The sequence below is a fragment of the Sulfurimonas sp. genome, from assembly GCF_028694895.1.
Lineage (GTDB): Bacteria > Campylobacterota > Campylobacteria > Campylobacterales > Sulfurimonadaceae > Sulfurimonas.
Genome location: NZ_JAQVKA010000119.1, coordinates 1 through 4,123 on the forward strand (window position 1 = coordinate 1; position 4,123 = coordinate 4,123).

General features: G+C 38.4%; 3 protein-coding genes. All 3 read right to left on the reverse strand.

Features of this window, described 5'->3' with window-relative positions; genetic code table 11:
* Nucleotides 1-183: 183 nt before the first annotated feature.
* On the reverse strand, nt 184-2,538 hold the full coding sequence (locus PHI38_RS09460; RefSeq protein WP_299855507.1) for an SMC family ATPase: 2,355 nt from the start codon (nt 2,536-2,538) through the stop codon (nt 184-186).
* Nucleotides 2,528-3,646 carry an exonuclease SbcCD subunit D gene (locus tag PHI38_RS09465; protein ID WP_299855509.1) on the reverse strand — a complete coding sequence of 373 codons (1,119 nt, stop codon included), beginning with the start codon at nt 3,644-3,646 and terminating at the stop codon, nt 2,528-2,530. The genes PHI38_RS09460 and PHI38_RS09465 overlap by 11 nt, the downstream gene beginning before the upstream one ends.
* A gap of 64 nt (nt 3,647-3,710) precedes the next feature.
* Nucleotides 3,711-3,947, reverse strand: a complete 237-nt coding sequence (locus PHI38_RS09470) for a helix-turn-helix transcriptional regulator (RefSeq protein ID WP_299855511.1) — start codon at nt 3,945-3,947, stop codon at nt 3,711-3,713.
* Nucleotides 3,948-4,123 lie beyond the last annotated feature (176 nt).

Sequence of the window (4,123 nt, forward strand, 5' to 3'; positions counted from 1 at the left end):
GTCTTAAATTCAGCGCTATACGCTTTTCTCTTTCTGCTCATATCTCTATCTCCAAAATGATTCATATATTTTACCATTTAGGAAGATATCCTCTCAAATTTTTGTCCAGTTTTTTAGTGGCATTATAAAATTCCATAATTTAATATTTGCAAGATACATAAATTTCCTTTATTCAATAATTTCTCACAACTCCACAACTCTCTCAAACATCTCTTTTATCTCTGTTTCATGCGAGATCAAAAATATCTGCCTATAAGATTCACTAATCGTATGAAACGCTTCCATAATGCGGATGCGTCTCTCCTCATCTTGACTTCCAAACACTTCATCGAAGGCTAAAAATCCTATGTTTCCTCCACCGCTAAGCTCTCCGAGTGTTTTGGAGATAGCGATGCGAAGTACCAAGTTGGCAAGGTCTATCTCGCCTCCACTGAAACGCTCTATGGGGTATTTTATGCCGTTGTCATAGATGTAGAAGTCAAACTCGGGGCTGACTTCTATGTGTTGGTAGCGACCTCTGGTGATGCGTACAAACATCTCACTGGCTACTTCACCGATGCGTGGTGCAACTCTAGCGTTGATATGTGTTTTAAACTCCGCCATAATCTCTTTGAGTTTCACATAGTCACTTTGGTCTTTCTCTTTGGCTTTGAGTGCCTCTCGTAGTTTGGTATCACGCTCGATCTCTTTTTTAAGTGCTTCGATGTCACGAACGATATTGGACTGCTCAAGGGCGGTTTTGTGCATCAGTTCAGTATATGCTTCTTTTTGTTTTTCAATACGTGTAGTTTCTTCTATAGCTTTGGTATGTATTTCTTCTTTGTAAGTATCTGCACTGAGAAGTTTTTGATACTCTTTAAGCTGTGCTTGGTCAGTTTCTAATTGCTTTTGAAGTGCGCTCAAGGCAGTTGTTTTTGAAGGTATAGTGGCGATAAGTGCTTCGAGCTTGAGCAGTTCATCGACTTGGGCTTTGAGGGTTTTATGTTCCGCTTTTAATTGTTCATGAGCTTTTTCATCATATGTGATAGAACCTAAAGCTTCTAGGGCTTGCTTATTTGTTTTGCCTCTGGTTTCTACTTCACTAAAAAGCGTTTGTGCTTTGACAAGGTCTTGTGTTTTACTGGTAAGTAAGGTTATTTGTGTGTTGGTTGCGTTATAAATCTGCTCTGCTTCTTGAACAATTTTCTGTTGTGCTTTGTGTGCTTCTACTTTTACATGTAAAGATTTTGTGGCTTCGTCTATCTGTTTTGAAATGACCTCGCTTATCTCTTTGGTTAAAGAGGAGAGGACATTGTCGTATTGGTCTAGCAGTGGTCTGGTGCATACAGGACACGCCGAATCTCGACCGAGTTTTGTGATGCCATCAACTTTTTCTTTGGTTTCGACTATCTTTGCATTTTGGGTTGCGATGTGGGTTTTAATCGCATTCATCGCCTCTTCAATACTTTGCAATGTTGCTTTTTGTTGTGTAAGAGTTGTGTGCTGTTCAGCGAACTGTTTTTTGAGCGTTTCAAGAGGTTCTATCTCTTTGGAAAGTGTTGCAACTTCAGCTTTACGACTGGTAAATTCGATGCGAAGTTGCACTTGTTCTTTTTCTAAGGCATCTTTTTTAAAGTATGCTGTTCTTAGATTGTCTTGTTCATTGAGAGATTTATCAAATGTAACTAGTTTGGCTTTGAGGGGAAGCTCTTTTTCATAGGCGGTTTTCTTTACATGTAAGGCTTTGAGTTCTTCGTCAAGATTTTTAAGTTGTTGCTGATGAATGGCGATACCTTGCTCTGCTTTGGTCACCGTTTGAGCTTTTTGAGTTTTGGCTTCTTTGGCTTTTTGCTGAAGTTCAACAGCTGTTTTTGCACTCTCATGGGTAAGTTTGATTTTTTGACTTTCAGCTTCAAAGGTTTTAAGTTGTGCTACTAAAGTTTTAAGGGTTTCCTCTTTTGAAACTTGCTCTACATGTAAAGCTTTAAGAGCCTCTTCACTCATAAGTTGAGTTGAGTCATTTTTGATGTCACGGTTAAGATCACGCAATACTTCACGAATCATCGCTTCGATCTTGTCGATCTTCTCCAGTCCTAAAAGACGTCGCATCATGGTTTTACGCTCATCGTTTTTCATGGAACTAAGAGCTGTGAGTTCTTTTTGAGAAGCAAAGACGGTGTGCAAGAAAGCTTCTTTGACCATGCCAAGGAGTTTATTGATAGCGATGGTGACTTCTTTCGCTCCTGTTGTGGTTGTTTCTTCACCACATTTTAACGTGGCATATGCGGTCATCACGCGACCTCGAAATTCACGGATGATGGTGTACTCTTTTTCGTTGATGTTAAAGCAAAGTTCTACTTTGACATTACCTTCCGCACCTGAGGTTTTCAAGAGTTCTTTATTTTTATACTCACCATACAAGGCGAAAAAGACTGCTTCAAAGATGGTGGATTTTCCACTGCCATTACGTCCTAAGATGCCACAAAGTCCTTCTTCAAAAGTCATCTCGAACGAGGCGTAACGCTTGAAGTTTTGAAGAGAGAGTGTTTTAAGCGTCATCGTTTACCTCGTCATACTGTGCAAATAGCTCGGTAACTTTAGCATTTAGGCGTTCAAACTCACTTTCATCGCCACTTTGCTCTTTGAGGAAAGAGCTAAAATACTCTTGCAAAGAAGCAGCATTGACCGACTCTGTACTCATAGAGCTTTGAGTTTGGGCAAATTTGCGTTGTATCTGGATACTTAGTGCTTCAGGAAATATTGCTTCTATATCACCATTGGCGATGTCGATAGACTGAGTGATGGTAAGATTTTCAAGAGTGATGTAAAGAAGTGCTCCTTTGGTAGCATCGCTATATTCTTCAAGCTGGAAAATGATATCTTTGGTTGCATCAATATTGAGTCGATAACTTGGCCGTAATGCGATAGATTGAAAGTTTACATGTAAGGTTTTATCAAGCTCAACACAAACATAGCCTTTATCAACACGAATATCATTGCTACTGGTACGCTCAGTTGATCCTGCATAGAAAACATTTGGGTGTTTGCCAACTTTACCAAAGCCATGCCAATGCCCTAATGCGACATAATCCATTTTAGAAAATAGTGATTCTTTATCGTGAGGATAAACACGCTCGCCGTACTCTTCCATAATGTACTTTTGCCCAACGGAGCAGTGAAGCATCATAATGTTTCGCTTGCCTTCAACTAAGGAATTTTCACAAAGCTCTATCGCTTTAAGATTTTCAATTTCATCATTAATGTGTGGAATACAATGAAAAGCAACATCCTCAAACTCCACTTTTTCATAGGCTTCTTCAAAGACAGGATAGACATAATCTAATGTGCGAAGAGCTAAAAGTATGGGTGAAGCGGTGCGTGTGCGAGGTGTTGAGTGATTGCCTGCGATGATGATGGTTTTTATCTGTGCTGAACTTAGGCGTTTAAGTTGTGTAAGAGCAAAACTAATAGCGCGGTTTGATGGATGAGGACGGTGAAAAAGATCCCCCGTATGAATGACATAGTTAGGTTTTTCCAAAAGAATAGCATCAATGACTTGAGAAAAAGCATCGTAAAAGTCAGCCTCTCGCTGGTTGATGCCTGCTTCATTAATGGCGTCTAAATCGTTAAAGCCTAAATGCGTGTCCGAAAAATGAATCAGTTTCACGGTGCTTCTTTATGATTATTTTATTGATTATAGCAAATATTATTCTTAAAAAAATATTTCTTTTTTACGAATCCCTTATAGCAAATTCATTCTTTTTTTCTAAACTCTTGCCAAGATCCATCATCTTATCAAACATTCTTGCCTTAGCATAGTTTTCAAGCCAACTCCAAATCCAATATGGAGCGTTCTGTGTTGACTCCCATGCATAAATACTTTGGGCATTAATATCTAACAATTTGGCAAGCTCTTTTTTGGTAATACCCGCTGCTTTAAATAAAAAATTGAGTCGTTCGAGGTCCATTTGTTTATCCTTCATTCTGTAGCAAAAAGCTAAAAATAGATTTTGAATGAAATTCTATCTAATAATATAGTTTTAATGCCTTAAGAAAATAGATTTCGAGTATAAATTCTTTTTATTACATGTAGGCTTGATACTTTGATTGATAAATCATTTAAATAAAAACTCTTGACAAATTT